14 protein-coding genes are annotated in these 16,271 nt (G+C 73.5%); 3 read left to right on the top strand and 11 right to left on the bottom strand.

Translation table 11 applies throughout. The annotated features are described in order from the left end of the window. Nucleotides 1-104: 104 nt before the first annotated feature. The 3 genes from sucB to ACZ6C6_RS01995 form a co-directional block, all read right to left on the bottom strand. Nucleotides 105-1,892: a 2-oxoglutarate dehydrogenase, E2 component, dihydrolipoamide succinyltransferase gene (gene sucB / locus ACZ6C6_RS02005; protein ID WP_469198101.1), complete on the bottom strand. Its 1,788-nt coding sequence runs from the start codon at nucleotides 1,890-1,892 to the stop codon at nucleotides 105-107. Between the two features lie 59 nt (nucleotides 1,893-1,951). Next, entirely contained in the window at nucleotides 1,952-3,340 is a 1,389-nt protein-coding gene (gene lpdA, locus ACZ6C6_RS02000; RefSeq protein WP_365685293.1) for a dihydrolipoyl dehydrogenase, read from the bottom strand. A 327-nt stretch (nucleotides 3,341-3,667) separates the two neighbouring features. Beyond that, the gene (locus ACZ6C6_RS01995) at nucleotides 3,668-5,221 is read right to left on the bottom strand and encodes a leucyl aminopeptidase (RefSeq protein WP_469198099.1); all 1,554 of its coding nucleotides are present in this window, start codon (nucleotides 5,219-5,221) and stop codon (nucleotides 3,668-3,670) included. A 236-nt stretch (nucleotides 5,222-5,457) separates the two neighbouring features. On the opposite strand from ACZ6C6_RS01995, the gene ACZ6C6_RS01990 reads away from it, so the two are divergent. Then, a complete protein-coding gene (locus ACZ6C6_RS01990; RefSeq protein WP_469198097.1) occupies nucleotides 5,458-6,306 on the top strand; it encodes an endo alpha-1,4 polygalactosaminidase in 849 nt (282 codons plus the stop codon). An 8-nt stretch (nucleotides 6,307-6,314) separates the two neighbouring features. On the opposite strand, the gene ACZ6C6_RS01985 is transcribed toward ACZ6C6_RS01990, so the two are convergent. Next, complete coding sequence (locus ACZ6C6_RS01985; RefSeq protein WP_469198094.1) at nucleotides 6,315-7,094, bottom strand: adenosylcobinamide-GDP ribazoletransferase; 780 nt, start codon at nucleotides 7,092-7,094, stop codon at nucleotides 6,315-6,317. Nucleotides 7,095-7,181: 87 nt separating this feature from the next. Here ACZ6C6_RS01985 and ACZ6C6_RS01980 point away from each other — a divergent pair, with 87 nt between their 5' ends. Beyond that, nucleotides 7,182-7,943 (top strand): hypothetical protein, encoded by a 762-nt coding sequence (locus tag ACZ6C6_RS01980; RefSeq protein WP_469198092.1) that lies wholly within the window; start codon nucleotides 7,182-7,184, stop codon nucleotides 7,941-7,943. Here the strand turns inward: ACZ6C6_RS01980 and ACZ6C6_RS01975 are convergent. From ACZ6C6_RS01975 to ACZ6C6_RS01960, 4 genes are all read right to left on the bottom strand, one after another. After that, nucleotides 7,886-8,611, bottom strand: a complete 726-nt coding sequence (locus ACZ6C6_RS01975; protein WP_469198090.1) for a hypothetical protein — start codon at nucleotides 8,609-8,611, stop codon at nucleotides 7,886-7,888. The two genes, ACZ6C6_RS01980 and ACZ6C6_RS01975, sit on opposite strands and share 58 nt — an antisense overlap. Beyond that, nucleotides 8,608-10,419, bottom strand: coding sequence for a phosphatidylglycerol lysyltransferase domain-containing protein (locus ACZ6C6_RS01970; RefSeq protein WP_469199283.1), 1,812 nt, complete (start codon nucleotides 10,417-10,419; stop codon nucleotides 8,608-8,610). Before ACZ6C6_RS01970 ends, ACZ6C6_RS01975 begins: the two co-directional genes overlap by 4 nt. Nucleotides 10,420-10,516: 97 nt before the next feature. Continuing rightward, nucleotides 10,517-11,605: a nicotinate-nucleotide--dimethylbenzimidazole phosphoribosyltransferase gene (gene cobT, locus ACZ6C6_RS01965; RefSeq protein WP_469198088.1), complete on the bottom strand. Its 1,089-nt coding sequence runs from the start codon at nucleotides 11,603-11,605 to the stop codon at nucleotides 10,517-10,519. Between the two features lie 134 nt (nucleotides 11,606-11,739). Beyond that, entirely contained in the window at nucleotides 11,740-12,945 is a 1,206-nt protein-coding gene (locus ACZ6C6_RS01960) for a bifunctional adenosylcobinamide kinase/adenosylcobinamide-phosphate guanylyltransferase (protein WP_469198086.1), read from the bottom strand. Between the two features lie 138 nt (nucleotides 12,946-13,083). Between ACZ6C6_RS01960 and ACZ6C6_RS01955 the strand changes: the two genes are divergently transcribed. Continuing rightward, nucleotides 13,084-13,296, top strand: coding sequence for a hypothetical protein (locus ACZ6C6_RS01955; protein ID WP_073863269.1), 213 nt, complete (start codon nucleotides 13,084-13,086; stop codon nucleotides 13,294-13,296). A 65-nt stretch (nucleotides 13,297-13,361) separates the two neighbouring features. Here ACZ6C6_RS01955 and ACZ6C6_RS01950 read toward each other — a convergent pair whose 3' ends face one another. From ACZ6C6_RS01950 to ACZ6C6_RS01940, 3 genes are all read right to left on the bottom strand, one after another. After that, complete coding sequence (locus tag ACZ6C6_RS01950) at nucleotides 13,362-14,453, bottom strand: S1C family serine protease (RefSeq protein ID WP_469198084.1); 1,092 nt, start codon at nucleotides 14,451-14,453, stop codon at nucleotides 13,362-13,364. Nucleotides 14,454-14,622: 169 nt separating this feature from the next. Next, nucleotides 14,623-15,357: a class I SAM-dependent methyltransferase gene (locus ACZ6C6_RS01945; protein ID WP_469199281.1), complete on the bottom strand. Its 735-nt coding sequence runs from the start codon at nucleotides 15,355-15,357 to the stop codon at nucleotides 14,623-14,625. A gap of 107 nt (nucleotides 15,358-15,464) precedes the next feature. Then, a complete protein-coding gene (locus ACZ6C6_RS01940; protein WP_469198082.1) occupies nucleotides 15,465-16,064 on the bottom strand; it encodes a DUF3043 domain-containing protein in 600 nt (199 codons plus the stop codon). Between the last annotated feature and the right edge of the window lie 207 nt (nucleotides 16,065-16,271).

Below are 16,271 nucleotides of genomic sequence, written 5' to 3'. Positions count from 1 at the left end.
CGCCGCACCGGGCACGGTGGCCGGGGCGACCGGTGGTGTCTAGACAATACGGCGGCGCCCCCGCCCGGGAGTGTCCCGGACGGGGGCGCCGATCGTGAGGCTGGTTACAGGCCGAGCTCGACCTCGAACTCGCCGGCCTCCAGGATCGCCTTGACCGCGGTCAGGTAGCGGGCGGCGTCCGCGCCGTCCACCAGACGGTGGTCGTAGGAGAGCGACAGGTACGTCATGTCGCGGACACCGATCACGGTGCCCTCCTCGGTCTCGATGACCGCGGGACGCTTCACGGTGGCGCCGATGCCCAGGATGGCTGCCTGGTTCGGCGGCACGATGACGGTGTCGAACAGCGCGCCGCGCGAGCCGGTGTTGCTGATGGTGAAGGTGGCGCCGGACATGTCGTCCGGGGTCAGGCCGCCGCCGCGGGCCTTGCCGGCCAGCTCGGCGGTCTTCTTCGAGATGCCGGCGATGTTGAGGTCGCCCGCGCCCTTGATGACCGGGGTCATCAGGCCCTTCTCGGCGTCCACGGCGATGCCGATGTTCTCCGAGTCGAAGTACGTGATGGTGCCTTCGTCCTCGTTGATCCGGGCGTTGATGACCGGGTGGGCCTTCAGCGCCTGGGCGGCGGCCTTCACGTAGAACGGCATCGGGGAGAGCTTGACGCCCTCGCGGGCCGCGAAGCCGTCCTTCGCCTTGGCGCGCAGCTTCATCAGCTTGGTGACGTCGACCTCGACGACCGAGGTCAGCTGGGCCTGCGAGTGCAGCGCCTTCATCATGTTGTCGCCGATGACCTTGCGCATGCGGGTCATCTTGACGGTCTGGCCGCGCAGCGGGCTGGCCTCCAGCTTCGGCGCCTTGGAGGAGGCGGCCGGAGCGGCGGCGGCGGCGGGCGCCGGTGCGGCGGCGGCCTTGGCGGCCTCCGCGGCGGCGACGACATCCTGCTTGCGGATGCGGCCACCGACGCCGGTGCCCTTGACCGAGCCCAGGTCGACGCCGTTCTCGGCGGCGAGCTTGCGGACCAGCGGCGTGACGTACGCGCCGTCGTCACCGGAGGTCGCGGCCGGGGCGGCGGCCGGAGCCGGAGCCTGGGCGGCCGGGGCCGGGGCGGCCGGAGCCGGGGCGGGAGCCGCCGGAGCCGGAGCCGGAGCCGGAGCAGCGGGAGCCGGAGCCGGAGCCGGGGCGGCCGGGGCCGGAGCGGGCGCGGCGGGGGCCGGAGCCGGCGCGGGGGCCGGAGCCTCCTGGGCCGGGGCGGGCTGAGCCGGAGCCGGGGCCTGGGCCGGAGCGGCACCGGGCGCACCGATGACGGCGAGCTTGGCGCCGACCTCGGCGGTCTCGTCCTCGCCGACCACGATCTCCAGCAGCACACCGGCGACCGGGGCGGGGATCTCGGTGTCGACCTTGTCCGTGGAGACCTCAAGCAGCGGCTCGTCCTCCGCGACCTCCTCGCCGACCTCCTTCAGCCAGCGGGTGACGGTGCCCTCGGTGACGCTCTCGCCGAGCGCCGGCAGGGTGACGTCGGTGCCGGAGGCACCGCCGGCCGGGGCGGCGGCCGGAGCCTCGGCCGCGGGGGCCGGGGCGGCGGGGGCCTCGGCCGCGGGGGCCTCGGCGGGAGCCGCGGCCGGCTCGGCGGCCGGAGCGGCCGCGGGGGCCGGGGCGCCCGAGCCGTCGTCGATGATGGCCAGCTCGGCGCCGACCTCGACGGTCTCGTCCTCGGCGACCTTGATGGACGACAGGACGCCGGAGGCGGGGGCGGGGATCTCGGTGTCGACCTTGTCGGTCGAGACCTCGAGCAGCGGCTCGTCGGCCTCGACGCGCTCGCCCTCGGCCTTCAGCCAGCGGGTGACAGTGCCCTCGGTGACGCTCTCGCCGAGCGCCGGAAGGGTTACGGAAACCGACATGGTTTCAGTTGCTCCTTACGAAAATGCGGAAGTGGTCGGTCGTCGCGCCCGGTCGACGGTCAGTCGTGGGAGTGAAGCGGCTTGCCGGCGAGCGCCAGGTGCGCCTCGCCCATCGCCTCGTTCTGCGTCGGGTGGGCGTGGATGAGCTGGGCCACCTCGGCCGGCAGCGCCTCCCAGTTGTAGATCAGCTGGGCTTCGCCGACCTGCTCGCCCATACGGTCACCGACCATGTGGACGCCGACCACGGCACCGTCCTTGACCTGGACGAGCTTGATCTCGCCCGCGGTCTTGAGGATCTTGCTCTTGCCGTTGCCCGCGAGGTTGTACTTCAGCGCGACGACCTTGTCCGCGCCGTAGAGCTCCTTGGCCTTGGCCTCGGTGATGCCGACGGAGGCGACCTCCGGGTGGCAGTACGTGACGCGGGGGACACCGTCGTAGTCGATCGGGACGGTCTTGAGCCCGGCCAGCCGCTCCGCGACGAGGATGCCCTCGGCGAAGCCGACGTGCGCCAGCTGGAGCGTCGGGACCAGGTCGCCCACGGCCGAGATCGTCGGAACGTTGGTGCGCATGTACTCGTCCACCAGGACGTAGCCGCGGTCCATGGCGACCCCGGCCTCCTCGTAACCGAGGCCCTGCGAGACCGGGCCGCGGCCGATCGCGACCAGCAGCACCTCCGCCTCGAAGGTCTTGCCGTCGGCGAGGGTCACGCGGACGCCGTCCTGCGTGTACTCGGCGCTCTGGAAGAACGTGCCGAGGTTGAACTTGATGCCGCGCTTGCGGAAGGCGCGCTCAAGAAGCTTCGAGCTGTTCTCGTCCTCGACCGGGACGAGGTGCTTCAGGCCCTCGACGATCGTCACGTCGGAGCCGAAGGAGGTCCACGCCGAGGCGAACTCGACGCCGATGACGCCGCCGCCCAGCACGATCGCGGACTTCGGGACGCGGTCCAGCTTCAGCGCGTGGTCCGAGGAGATGATGCGGTTGCCGTCGATCTCCAGGCCCGGCAGCGACTTCGGCACGGAGCCGGTCGCCAGGAGCACGTGGCGGCCCTGGATGCGCTGGCCGTTCACGTCCACCGAGGTGGGGGAGGAGAGCCGGCCCTCACCCTCGATGTAGTGCACCTTGCGGGAGGCGACGAGACCCTGGAGGCCCTTGTACAGGCCGGAGATCACGTCGTCCTTGTACTTGTGGACGGCCGCCATGTCGATGCCCTCGAAGGTGGCCTTGACGCCGAACTGGGCGGACTCGCGGGCCTGGTCCGCGATCTCGCCGGCGTGCAGCAGGGCCTTCGTGGGGATGCAGCCGTTGTGCAGGCAGGTGCCGCCGACCTTGCCCTTCTCGATCAGAGCGACGTCCAGGCCCAGCTGCGCTCCGCGCAGGGCCGCGGCGTACCCGCCGCTACCACCGCCGAGGATCACTAGGTCGAAAACGGTGCTGGCGTCGTTCGCCACGTCACGTCCTCCATGCATGTGCGCCGTACGCCGGGCCCCGTCCTCGGGGTGTTACCGGCCGGTCGGCTGGTGTGCGGCCGCTTTGTCTTCGGCCCTGTGGTGGGGGCCCTGTCCTGCCGAGAACCCATCTTCGCACTTGTTGACGGTGGGCGGGACGCGGGGCCCGTGTCCGGGACGGACGATCGTCCCTCCCGGTGGCTTACCGCCGGGTACGGAACCGGGGATTTCGTCCAGAGCGAAACACCCGTTCCGGCGGCGGTGCCATGGGGCAAACACCTACGGCCCCGGACGTATGCCCGGGGCCGTGCGGGGTGAGCCGCGGCCCGGTCAGCCGAGGTCGCCGGCGGCGGTGCGCTCCGCCAGCTTCACCAGCGTGCGGACGGCCGAGCCGGTGCCGCCCTTGGGCGTGTAGCCGTACGGGGCCCCCTCGTGGAAGGCGGGGCCCGCGATGTCCAGGTGCGCCCAGGCGATGCCCTCGCCCACGAACTCCTTCAGGAACAGACCGGCCACCAGGCCGCCGCCCATCCGCTCGCCCATGTTGGCGATGTCGGCGGTCGAGGAGTCCATGCCCTTGCGCAGGTCGGCCGGGAGCGGCATCGGCCAGGACGCCTCGCCGACCTCCTCCGCGATCTCGTGGATCGAGGTACGGAAGGCGTCGTCGTTGGACATGATGCCGAAGGTGCGGTTGCCCAGGGCCAGCACCATCGCGCCGGTCAGGGTCGCCACGTCGACGATCGCGTCCGGGTTCTCCTCCGAGGCGCGGGTCAGCGCGTCGGCCATGACGAGCCGGCCCTCGGCGTCGGTGTTCAGGACCTCGACGGTCTTGCCGCTGTACATGCGCAGGACGTCACCCGGGCGGGTGGCGCTGCCCGACGGCATGTTCTCGGCGAGCGCCAGCCAGGCGGTGACGTTGACGCGCAGGCCCAGACGGGCGGCCGAGACGACGGTCGCGAACACGGCGGCGGCGCCGGCCATGTCGCACTTCATCGTCTCGTTGTGACCGGCCGGCTTCAGCGAGATGCCGCCCGAGTCGTAGGTGATGCCCTTGCCGACGAGGGCCAGGGTCTTCTCCGCCTTAGGGTGCGTGTAGGCGAGCTTCACCAGGCGCGGGCCGCGCTCCGCGCCCTGGCCGACGCCCAGGATGCCGCCGTAGCCGCCCTTGACGAGCGCCTTCTCGTCCAGCACCTGCACCTTGATGCCGTGCTCCTTGCCGGCGGCGGTGGCCACGGCGGCGAAGGACTCGGGGTACAGGTCGTTGGGCGGGGTGTTGACCAGGTCGCGGGCGCGGTTGATCTCCTCGGCGAGGGCGATCGCGCGCTCGGCGGCGGCCTTGAACGCCTTGTCGCGGGGCTTGGCACCGAGCACGGCGACCTCGGCCAGCGCCTGCTTCGCGCCGGCGGGCTTCGCGTCCTTGGGCGCCAGCTTGTTCTCACCGGCCTGGTAGGCGGTGAAGGCGTACGCGCCGAGCAGGGCGCCCTCCGCGATGGCCTCGGCGTCCTCGACGGAGCCGATGGGCAGCGCGAAGCCGGCCTTCTTCGAACCGGCCAGCGAGCGGGCGGCGGCACCGGCCGCCCGGCGCAGCGTCTCGGCGTCGTACGCGCCGTCCTTCTCCGGGGCCTTGCCGAGACCGGCCGCGATGACGACGGGGGCCTTCAGGCCCTCGGGGGCGGGGACCTTCGTCAGCTCGCCCTCGGCACCCGAGGCGCCCAGGGTCGCCAGGACGGCGGCGAGCTTGCCGCCGAACGCCTTGTCCACGGCCTCGGCGCCCGGTGCGAGGACCAGGTCTCCGGGCTTGGATCCAGCGCCCTTGGCGACGCCCACGACGAGGGCGTCGGCGCGCAGCGTCGCCGCACCGGCAGTGCTGAGAGTGAGAGCAGTCACGGTGGTGAAATCTCGCTTCCGTTGAGTTCTTTTCGGTCGAGTGGGTGGGCCGACCGTGCCCGGCGCATCGTAGACGCGGCCGCAATGTGCCGGGAATGAGCCTACGCGCGCCTTTGCTGCCCGCTCACGGCGGCGGGCCGTAGCCGTCGTACGGTGGTGGGCCCGGGCGGACCGACCCGGTGGAACGGGCTCCGGGCGCATGGGCGTTGGCAGGGGCCGGGGGACATGGGAGAACGATGCGCGACCGGACGGCCGCACGGGTGAGCGGGGCGCGAGGCGCCCTCGCCGCCACCGCACTGATGCTGATGACAGCGCTCACGGGCTGCTCCTCGGAGCCGGAACGGGCCCCGGCGGGGAAGGGAACCGGCTCCGCGCCCCCGCGCTGGCAGCCGGCGCCCGGCACGGACTGGCAGTGGCAGCTGTCCGGCAAGCTCGACACCTCGGTGGACGCCCCGGTGTACGACATCGACGGCTTCGACCGGACGGCGGCCGAGGTCGCCGCGCTGCACCGGAAGGGCCGCAAGGTCATCTGCTACCTGTCCACCGGGGCCTGGGAGGACTTCCGCCCGGACGCGGCCCGTTTCCCCACCGCCGTCCTCGGGAAGGGCAACGGCTGGAAGGGCGAGCGCTGGTTCGACATCCGGCGCACCGAGGTCCTGGAACCGCTGATGGAGACCCGGATCGCGATGTGCGCGAAGAAGGGGTTCGACGCGGTCGAACCGGACAACATGGACGGCTACCGCAACAAGAGCGGCTTCCCTCTCACCGCCGCCGACCAGCTGCGCTACAACCGCCTGATCGCCCGCCTGGTGCACCGCCACGGCATGTCCGTCGGCCTCAAGAACGACCTCCCGCAGATCCCGGAGCTGGTCGGGGACTTCGACTTCGCGGTCAACGAGCAGTGCGCGCAGTACGAGGAGTGCGAGGAACTGACCCCGTTCGTGGAGGCGGGCAAGGCCGTCTTCCACGTGGAGTACGAGCTGCCGGCGGCGGAGTTCTGCGCACAGTCCCGGAAGCTGAGGCTCAGTTCGCTGCGCAAGGAGTACGAGCTGGACGCCGGGCGCGAGACCTGCGCGGAGGGCTGACGGGCCCCTCAGCCCAGCGCCAGGCACACCAGCGTCACCGTCGCCGCCGTCTCCGCCAGTGCCCCGAACACGTCTCCGGTCACCCCGCCGAACCGCCGCACGCAGTGGCGCAGCAACACCCCGGCCGCCACCGGTGCGACCACCGCGGCCAGGGCGTACCGCGGCGCCCCGTACCCGCCCAGCAGCGCCCCGGCCCCCGCGCACCCCGCCACCACCACGAGTCCCACCGCCGCCGCTGCGGCCGCCGGGACCGTACCGGCGACGGCCGCGCCCAGGCCCTCCGGGCGGGCCGCCGGGACGCCGCGCCGGGAGGCCAGGGTGAGCGCGAGCCGGGCGACGACCGCGGCGGCGGCGGCCGCCACCGCGCCCTGCGCCCAGCTCTCCGCGTACAGCCGCTGAAGGGCCGCCACCTGGGCCAGCAGCACGAAGAGCAGGGTGATCACGCCGAACGGGCCGATGTCCGACTGCTTCATGATCCGCAGCGCGTCGTCGGCCGGCTTGCCGCTGCCCAGGCCGTCCGCGGTGTCCGCGAGACCGTCCAGGTGGAGGCCCCGGGTGAGCGCCGCGGGCACGGCGGCCGAGGCGACCGCGGCGAGCAGCGGGCCCGCCCCGCCCCACAGCAGCAGGCCGCCGGGAACCGCCGCGAGGACGCCGACGACCAGCCCGGCCACGGGGGCACACAGCATCCCGGTCCGGGCGGTCTCCCGGTCCCAGCGGGTGACGCGGACGGGGAGGACGGTCAGGGTGCCGAAGGCGAAACGCAGGCCGTGGCTGTTCAGGGAGGTCACGGCGCGCAGGCTAATCGGTGGGGGTGGCCGCTAGATTGACCGAATGCCGCATAACGGGGCACAGGCGGACGAGTGGGAGTGCGTGGCATGGGTCACTGGTTCAACCAGAACTTCGTGGAGCCGGGCAAGCTGCCCCTGCTCCTGGCCCTGACCGCCTTCGTGCTGACGTTCGCGGTCACCCGGCTCATCACCCGCATGATCCGGGCCGGGAAGGGGCCGTTCCGCAACATCACGCCCGGCGGCGTCCACATCCACCATGTGGTCCCCGGCGTGGTGCTGAGCGTGGTCGGCGGATTCGGTGCGGTGGCGAGCGGGCGGCACGGGGTCACGGCCGGGATCTGCGCGGTCGTCTTCGGCGTCGGCGCGGGCCTGGTGCTGGACGAGTTCGCCCTGATCCTCTACCTGGACGACGTCTACTGGTCCGAGGAGGGACGCCGGAGCGTGGAGGTCGTCGTGCTCACGGCGGCCCTGGTGCTGCTGGTGCTCGGCGGGTTCTCGCCGCTGGGCGTGAACGACCTGAGCGACGATCAGCAGCAGGGCCGGCTGGGTGCCGTGCTCACCGTCGTCATCAACTTCTGCTTCGTGCTGATCACCCTGTCCAAGGGCAAGGCGCGGATGGCGGTGGTCGGCACGCTGGTCCCGTTCGTGGCCCTGATCGGCGCGATCCGGCTGGCCCGGCCGACCTCGCTGTGGGCCAGACGGTTCTATCGCAACCGGCACCGGGCCCGCTCCCGCGCGGTGCTGCGGGCCTACCACCACGACGTGCGCTGGGCCGGCCCGCGCCGCAGGTTTCAGGACCTGATCGGCGGGGCGCCGGACCGGGCCCCGCTCCCGCCCTCCAAGCCCTGACCTCCCGGCCGTCGCCTCCCGCGCAGCGCCCGGGCCGCGCACAGGGCGAGCGCCGCCGCGATGGCCGCCAGGTGTTCCCGGCCCGCCAGGTTGTCCTTGACCGCGGCCTCGGCCACCATCGCCACGATCACCGCCGCCCCGGTGATCCGCGCCCGGTACGCGCAGCAGACGCACACCGCCAGCGCGACGACCGCCGCCGAGGGCCCGGTGTCCACGATCCGCGCGTCCGACGCGGGCAGCCCGAGGAACGCGTCCGGCCCGGCCGCGACGCCGATCCGCGCGTACAGCGTTCCGGCCAGGGTCGCCGCGTACGCGATCAGCAGGGTCCGCCACCGGCCGAGGCAGACCTCCGCGACCCCGAACACCACCAGCATCTGGGCCAGCGCGCCCCACACCGGCAGGTCCAGCGCGGGTACGAACAGCGACAACGGGGTACGCAGCAGGGCCGCCCAGAGCGGATCGTCGGCGCGGACCGCGCCCAGCGACTGCACCGGGCCGTAGCCCCAGGGGCGGTTCTGCACCACCTGGAGCAGCCCCGTCAGCGCCACCGAAGCCAGGGTCAGGGGCACGGCCCGCGGGCCGCGGGCGGCGAGCGGCTCCCGTACGGCCGACCACAGCGGGCCCCACTCCCGGCGGGCCGCCCGGCGCAGGGCGCGTCCGGCTCTCACGCACGCGGCCCGGGCGGTACGCCGCGGCCCCGGGCCAGCCGCGAGCGGTGCAGCCACTTCGGCAGCCCCGGCGCCTCCAGGAATCCCTCCGCGCGGCCGGCCGCGACCCCGATGCGCAGCAGGTCCGCGCTCTTCTCGAAGAGCAGGAACCGGGGCTCCCAGATCGGGCGGTACTTCGCGTTGGCCCGGTACAGCGACTCGATCTGCCACCACCGCGAGAAGAAGCTGAGCAGCGACCGCCACATCCGGAGCACCGGGCCCGCGCCCAGCCGCGACCCGCGCTCGAAGACCGAGCGGAACATCGCGAAGTTCAGCGACACCTGCGTCACGCCCAGCGTCCCGGCCCGTTGCAGGAGTTCGATGACCATGAACTCCATCAGCCCGTTCTCCGCGTCCCGGTCACGACGCATCAGGTCCAGCGAGAGACCGTTCGGGCCCCACGGCACGAAGCTCAGCAGGGCCCGCAGCCCGCCCGGGGTGCCGTCACCGGACGGGGCGTCACGGCATTCCAGCATCACGCACTGCCCGTCGGCCGGGTCGCCGAGCCGGCCCAGCGCCATCGAGAACCCGCGCTCGGTCGCCCCGTCGCGCCAGTCGTCCGCCCGGCGCACCAGCTCGGCCATCTCGGCCTCCGGGATCTCCGCGTGGCGGCGCACCGTCACCTCGTAACCCGCCCGCCGCACCCGGTTGTACGCCTGGCGCACGGTCCGCATCGCGCGGCCCTCCAGGGTGAAGTCGGCCGTCTCCACGATCGCCTCGTCCCCCAGCTCCAGGGCGTCCAGGCCGTGCCGGCCGTAGACCGTGCCGGCCTCCTCGCCCGCGCCCATCACCGCCGGGATCCAGCCGTGCTCGCGGGCCTCGGCCAGCCACGGCACGATCGCCCCCGGCCAGGCTTCCGGATCGCCGATCGGGTCGCCGGACGCCAGCGACACCCCGCCGACCACCCGGTAGACGACGGCCGCCTTCCGGGTCGGCGACCACACCGCGCTCTTCTCGCGGCGCAGCGCGAAGTAGCCCAGCGAGTCCCGCTCGCCGTGCTTGTCGAGCAGCGCCCGCAGCGCCTCCTCGTCCGCCGGGGTGAGCGGATCGACCGCCCGGCGGGAGCGGAAGGCCGCCCAGACGACCGCGACGAGCAGCAGCGTGGACAGGACGTTGATGGTGACGTTGACCCAGCCCGGCGCGGTGATCCCGGGGAACCGCGAATCGGACGCGGCGACGGACACCAGCCGCAGCGCCCCGTACGCCCAGCGGTCCAGGAACGTCGAGCGGTACTCGTCGTGCGCGGTGTTGGTGACCGTGACCAGGCCCGCCGCGATCAGCGAGGTGACCAGCAGCCCGCCGGCCGCCACCAGCGCGGCCAGCTTCGGATTGGACCGGTCGCCCTTCGCGTAGAACTCGCGCCTGCCGAGCAGCAGCGCGAGCACGAAGCCCCCGGACAGCGCCAGCGAGATCCAGTTCTGCGCATAGCGGCGGACCTCCGGGAACGCGATCAGGGCGGCGGACAGCAGCAGCGTCAGCCCGCTGAGCGCCAGGTTGGCGATCCACGCGGCCCGCTTGCGCCGGCGCATCGTCACGGCCAGGAAGAGCGCCACCACCCCCGAGGAGAAGCCCGCCGTGAGCAGGTACGGGGTGAAGTAGTCGTCCGTGTTGTGGCGGCGCAGGTCCTGGCCGAAGGTGACCCAGACCGCGCTGAGGAAGTTCAGGAACGACACCACGCGCAGGTACCAGATCGCGAACGCGGCGCCGCGCCGTGAGCGCGGGGTGCCGGCCCTGCGGACGGTACCCCGCCCGGACTCCTCGACGGTCATACCGACCTCTCCCATGAAAAGCGATCATATGGGGCATCGCGCTGCATGAGGGGGCGCTCCGCGGCCGGTGTCGGCCGCCCGCGGAGCGGGGCGTACGTCAGTCCGTCGGCTCGTCCTTCTCGCCGTCCGCGTCGCCCGCCGCCGGCTCCGGCTCCCGCTCGGGCAGCTCGGCGGCCAGCGCTGCGGCGGCCTGGACGAAGGGAAGGGCGAGCAGCGCCCCGCATCCCTCGCCGACGATGACGCCGTGATCGAGCAGCGGGTTGAGCGCCATCCGGTCGAGGGCCTTCGCCTGTGCCGGCTCACCGCTCAGCTGGCCCGCCAGCCACCAGTCCGGCGCCCGGAAAGCGGCCCGCTGGCCGACCAGCGCCGCCGCGGCGCCGACCACCCCGTCCAGGACCACGGGCAGCCGCCGCACCGCGCACTGGAGCAGGAAGCCGGTCATCGCCGCCAGGTCCGCGCCGCCCACGGTGGCCAGCAGCTCCAGCTGGTCGCCCAGGACCGGCCGGGCCCGGCGCAGCGCGTCACGGATCGCCGCGCATTTGCGCATCCACGCCAGATCATCGATCCCGGCGCCGCCGCGGCCGGTCACCACCGAGGCGTCCGTGCCGCAGAGTGCCGCGATCAGCGTGGCCGCCGCCGTCGTGCCGCCCACGCTCAGGTCGCCGAGCAGCACCAGGTCGGTGCCCGAGTCGGCCTCCTCGTCGGCCACCGCGATCCCGAGCCGCACCGCGGCCTCGGCCTCCTCGGCCGTCAGCGCGTCCTCCACGTCGATACGGCCGCTGCCGCGCCGCACCCGGGTCCGTACCACGGCCTCCGGCAGCAGCTCCGGGTCGCAGTCGAGACCGGCGTCCACGATCCGCACCGGCACCGAGAACCGGCGGGCCAGAATCGCCAGCGGGGTCGAGCCGTCCAGCGTGGCCCGGACCAGCTCGTGCGCGGTGGACGCCGCGCGGCCGGACACGTCGAGCGCGGCGACCCCGTGGTCACCCGCGAACACCACCACGCGCGGCTGCTCGACCGTCCGCACCGGCGCGGCCTGCTGCGCGGTCGACAGCCACTCGCCCAGCTCGTCCAGACGGCCCAGGGCGCCCGGAGGCACGATGAACCGCTCCCGGCGTTCCTCGGCATCGCGCCGTACGCCCCCGTCGGGGCGCTCGATCAGATCGGAGAAGTCGTCCAGATTCACGGGGGTCTGCCTCGCGGGTCGATACGGGGAGTGGGCCGGGGAGCCCGGCGGCGGGCTCCCTGCGGAACAGTACCCGTCACGTTTTCCGGGCCCGCCCGGTACGGCCCCGAGCCCCGGTCCGCCGCCCCGCCGCCTCAGCCGCGCAGCGTCAGCGCCTGGCCCGCCACCACCAGCAGCACCTGCTCGCACTCCCCGGCCACCGCCGCGTTCAGGCGGCCCAGCTCGTCCCGGAAGCGCCGCCCGGCCGCGGTCGCCGGCACCACTCCGGAACCGGTCTCGTTGGTCACCAGGACCACCGTGCGCCGCGTCCCGCGTACCGCCGCGACGAGCTCCGCGGTCCTGGCCCGCAGCGCCCGCTCGCCACCCCCCGCCCACGCCGCGTCGTCCCAGGCGTCCACCCGGTCCATCGCGTCCGTCAGCCACAGGGACAGGCAGTCGATGAGCAGGGGAGGCCCGTCCGACGACAGCAGCTCCGCCGGCTCGCAGGTCTCCTCGGTGCGCCAGGCGGCCGGCCGCCGTTCCCGGTGCAGCCCGACCCGGGCCGCCCAGTCCGGGTCCCCGTCCCGGGTGCCGCCCGTCGCCACGTACACCACCTCGGGATACGTCTCCAGGCGCCGTTCCGCCTCGACGGACTTCCCGGAGCGGGCGCCTCCGGTGACCAGGGTGCGCCGGGGGACCGCCGGGGCCGGGGCGCGGAGGCCGCCGACCGCCAGCGTCGTGCCGTCCGGCACCGCCCGGGCCCCGGCGGCGGCGAGCCGGCGCTCCAGCTCGGGGGCGGGCGGCGCGTCGTGGCCCAGGTGGACGGCGATCAGGTCCGTGGCGGGCCCGATCGCCTCGACGGCCCGCAGCCGCGCCACCGCGTCGGGCCGCCCGGTCACGTCCGCGGCGACCAGGTCGTACGGCTGCGCCACCGGGTCCGTCAGCCCGGCCGGGGCGCCGCCCGGCGGGAGGTACAGCAGCCGGGCGCCCTCCGGCGAGGTCACCTCGTAACCCGTGCCGGGAGCGTCCATCGGCACGGCCCGCACCCGGTGGCCGCTGATCAGCGTCAGCACCCGCCCGTCCGGGACCCGGCCCGCCGGGGGGAGGCCGGGGGGCAGCTCGACGGCGGGTCCGTCGTGGGGGTGGGTCAGGAGCACCTGGCGCACGCCGGTGAGCGAGTGGCCGGCGCGGGCGGCGGCGAACACCGCCCCGGGCGTGAGATCGAGCAGCAGCGCGTCGTCGACCAGGAGCGCGGTCGCGGCCCGGCTGCCGGCTCCGCGGGCGAGGGCGCAGGCGGCGCAGGGGCAGTCGGGCCGCGGCAGCCCGTCGGGGGCTCCGGTGCCGAGGAGAGTCAGTTCCACGTTCCGATCCTGCCGCGTCGCCGGGCGCGGTGCGCGACGTGGGTTCCCGAAGATCCGCCGGACAGGCCGGAGAGGCCCTTCCCCTGCTGGTCGGAAGGGCTAGGCTGCCGAGGGGAACGACCTATCCGGGAGGCGCACATGGCGTGGACGTGGCGGTTCGAGAAGTCCGACGGTACGGAGACGGAACCGGCCCTGCGGCCGGAGGAGTTCACGACCCAGGGCGACGCGGAGTCCTGGATCGGTGAGTACTGGAAGGAACTCCTGGACGGCGGGGCGGACCAGGTCACGCTCTTCGACGACGGGACGAAGATCTACGGCCCGATGAGCCTTCAGGCGGACGCGGCGGGCTGAAGGCGCGCGGCTGCCGCCGGGCGGGCCCTCGCGGGACTCACCCGGCGGCAGCCGCCTCCGTACGCTCAGATCTCGCCGAGGGTGACCTCGGCCGTCTTCTGCGAGCTCCCGCGGGTGTACGTCACCTTCGCCTTCTGGCCCGGTTTGTGGCCGGCCAGCGCCTCGGAGAGCGAGGTGATCGTGGTGACCTTGGTGTCGTCCACCTTCACGATGATGTCGCCGGCCCGCAGCCCGGCCTTGTCGGCCGCGCCGCCGTTCTGCACGCTGACGATCGCGACGCCCGCCGGGCGGTAGTCGTCGTTGACGACCGTGCGGCCGGTGATGTCGAGCGCCGCCCGGCCCGAGTCGGTGACCTTGCCGTTCTTGATGATCTGGTCCGCGACCGTCCGCACCATCGAGGCCGGGATGGCGAAGCCGATCCCGGGCGCCGCGCTGTCGCCCATCTGAGGGTCGGACGCGGCGAGCGTCGGGATGCCGATGACCTGGCTGTCCAGGTTCACCAGCGCCCCGCCGCTGTTGCCGGGGTTGATCGCCGCCGAGGTCTGCACCATGTTGGCGATGGTCGCCCCGGTGCCGCCGCCCGAGCGGCTCTCGCTCACGGTGCGGCCGAGGGCCGAGACGATGCCCTGGGTGACGCTGCTGGACAGGCCGAGCGGCGAGCCCATCGCCAGCACGATCTGCCCGACCGCGACCTTCTCCGAGTCGCCGAACTTCGCTGGCCGCAGCCCGTCGGGCACGTCGTCCAGCTTGATGACGGCCAGGTCCTGCTGGGGGTAGGCGGCGACCAGCGACGCCTTCAGCACCTTCTCGCCGGTGGCCACGGTGACCTTGAACGACTTCTCGTCGCCGACGACGTGCGCGTTGGTGACGATGTGGCCCTGGCCGTCGTAGACGACACCGGAGCCCAGGCTCTCGGAGGCGTCGATCTGCACGACCGAGGGCAGAACGTCGTTGATGGTGGACTGGTACTCGCTCTGCAGATCACCGTCGGCCTTCGCGGCCGGACCGGGCTGCGCCGAGCCGGACGCCGTCGCGTCCGGCCCCGCGGCGGGAGCGTCCGAACCGGAGCAACCGCTCACCAGCGCGATCGCGCAGAAACCCGCGGACAGGGGCAGCAACAGCCGCCGCGCACGGCGGCGGGAGTGAATGGCATCCATGTCCGGATTATTACTTTTGCCTCAAAGGGTGGCCCGTTGAGCGCATCCATGGGAGGAATCCGCACATGACAGAGCCGGGCGACCGAAAATCAAGCCCGCCCGGCGATCGAGGGCAATCCCTTCAGCCCGTCCGGCGATCGAGGACAGGACGCCCGCCCGGGCGCCCCCCTCAGCCCCGTACGCCGCACAGATGCAGCAGCGCCGCGACCCCGCGATACGGGTCGGTCCGGCCCGCCCGGTCCTCCGCCGCGAGCACCCGCTCCAGCTCCGCGGCCGGCGGCAGCTCCACGTCGTTGCTCACGTTGTCCGTGAAGAGCCGCACCCCGTACCAGGCGTGCAGCGGCGCGGCGATCGAGGCCAGCGTCGCGGTCAGCGCCTCCAGCCGGTCCGCGCGTACGGACAGGCCGAGCCGGTTGGTGTACCGGTCGGAGTCGAACGCGGCCAGCGCCCCGGCGAAGTCCCCGGCCATCCCCGGCCGCATCGCCAGCGCGTCCGCGTTCCGCACGAGCAGGGACAGCAGCCCGCCCGGCGCCAGCATCCGGGCCAGGCCCGCCACCATGGCGTCCGGCTCCTGGACGTACATCAGGACGCCGTGGCAGAGGACCACGTCGAAGCTGCCGGGCAGGAAGTGGACCCCGGTGTCCTGGCCGTTGCCCTCGATGAGCCGCACCCGCTCGCGGATGCCGGCCGGTTCGCCGCCCAGCGCCTCACGGGCGAGCCGCAGCATCTCCGGGTCGGACTCGAGACCGGTCACGGTGTGCCCGGCCCGGGCCAGCCGCAGCGCCTGCGTGCCCTGACCCATGCCGACGTCCAGGATGCGCAGCCGCTGCCCGACCGGGAAGCGGGCCGCGATCTGCTCGTCCAGCTGCCGGGCGACGAGCTCCTGGCGGACGGTGTTGCGCAGGCCGGTCAGGCCCTTGGTCCAGGCCGCCGAGGCCCCGGCGAAGCCGGAGACGGCACCGGCCGGCCGGTCGGCGGACGCACCGTCGACCGGGCCGGACGGCTCGCTGCTCAGGGCCGCTCTCCGCGCTTGACCTGCGGCTTCGGCAGGCGCAGACGACGCATCTGGAGCGTACGCATCAGCCCGTAGGCGACCGCGCCGCGCTTCGGCGTGTCCGGGAACCGCGTGTTCAGCTGCTTGCGCAGGCGGAACGCGAGCCCGATCGAGTCGATCACGATCAGCACGATCACGATCAGCCAGAGCAGCAGCGAGATGTTCTGGATGCCCTGCACCTGGATCACGCTGAGGATCAGGATGACCACGGCCAGCGGCAGGAAGTACTCCGCGATGCAGAAGCGGGAGTCCACGAAGTCGCGGACGAAGCGGCGCACCGGCCCCTTGTCGCGCGCGGGCAGATAGCGCTCGTCACCACTGGCGAGCGCTTCCCGCTGCTTGGCCATGTCCACGCGGCGCGCCTCACGCTGGCGCCTCGCGGCCTCCTTGCGGTCGAGCGGCGCACCACTGGAGGCACGACGGCGCTGCGTCTGGGCCTCGCTGCGCTTGGGGGTGGGGCGACCCTTCGGGGCCTGCGGGTCGCGGGGCGTCTTGGAGAGGTCCGCCGTCACCTTGTCGGTGGGGGCCTTCTCTTCCTTGGAGCGGCTACGGAACACAAGGCCCAAGGGTACGGGGTCGCTCGCCGATCCCCGCAGGCCGCCCGGGAACGATCCGGCAACGGCCCGCGTCCTTGCCGGTGTGAGAGCGGCCGATACGGGCCTCACCTACTCCCTGGGCCGGAGCGGGGCGGGGACACAGTCGTCCTTGGGGAGGAGCCCATCCATGCTCGAACAGTGCGGTAATAGAGACAGGGCCCGTACTGT

The organism is Streptomyces sp. NPDC041814, assembly GCF_055590565.1.
The sequence above is the reverse complement of the archived record's forward strand: the minus strand, read 5'-3'. Positions and strand labels throughout refer to the sequence as shown.